Raw genomic sequence first — 759 nt, 5'->3', positions numbered from 1 at the left:
GAGAAGATCATGCGATCTTTGCTGTAAACATTGAAAATGGTAAATATGGAGAGGTGAAGACTAATGCGTAATATGGCAATCACCGGCAACATCGGAAAAGATCCACAAGCGAGACAGGTTGGTAACAGCGAGGTCGCTGACTTTACGATTGCCGTTCGTCAGAATCGACCAGATCGCAACGGTAACTATGGCGTTGACTGGGTGCGGTGCTCCGTCTTTGGCAAGCGTGCTGATACGATCATGAAGTATTTTCACAAAGGTGACAACGTGGCGGTTTCTGGTCAATGGTCAGTTAATCAGTGGACGAACCAGCAGGGTGAACCGCAATTCGCAGTGGATTTGAATGTGAATGACTTTGATTTACCACAACGGCCACGACAACAACGGTCAAGCAACCAGAACAATCAATCAGAAAGTGGCGATCCGTTTGCTAATTCTGGTGATTCGATTGATATCAGTGATGATTCGTTACCGTTCTGATTTGGAGGTGATGGTTGTGAACCAGCTTGAACAGTTAACTCAAAAAGCCAAGGAATTCTGGGATGAATCAAAGCCTTATATGCGCACACTTAATTTTTTCTACCTGTCGTACAAAGAAGTTAACACTTTCTCCGACAAACAATTTATGTTGTTTATGTTCGCTTTTCCCGAATTGCATGAATTGGATTCAATAGTTTCACATTTTCCCACTTCAAAAGTGGTTGAAGAATGTTATAGAAAAGGGCAATTAAGCATTCGCCAAAGAGCAGCTATTACGAA

The 759-nt window shown here is 42.8% G+C and carries 2 protein-coding genes; both read left to right on the top strand.

What is annotated here, in order from left to right:
• The first annotated feature begins 63 nt into the window (after positions 1 to 63).
• Complete coding sequence (locus QUF07_RS14025) at positions 64 to 480, top strand: single-stranded DNA-binding protein (RefSeq protein ID WP_289428205.1); 417 nt, start codon at positions 64 to 66, stop codon at positions 478 to 480.
• Positions 481 to 496: 16 nt separating this feature from the next.
• Positions 497 to 759: hypothetical protein (locus tag QUF07_RS14020; protein WP_289428204.1), on the top strand; the 263-nt coding region annotated here is incomplete at its 3' end.

The sequence above is a fragment of the Lentilactobacillus sp. TOM.63 genome, assembly GCF_030361045.1.
Classification (GTDB): domain Bacteria; phylum Bacillota; class Bacilli; order Lactobacillales; family Lactobacillaceae; genus Lentilactobacillus; species Lentilactobacillus dabitei.
Note: the sequence above shows the minus strand (reverse complement) of the source record. Positions and strands in the feature narration are given on the sequence as shown.

What these genes read in the sequence shown, in the direction of transcription:
- QUF07_RS14025 (WP_289428205.1), top strand. Translation starts at nt 64, where the DNA reads ATGCGTAATATGGCAATCACCGGCAACATCGGAAAAGATCCACAAGCG.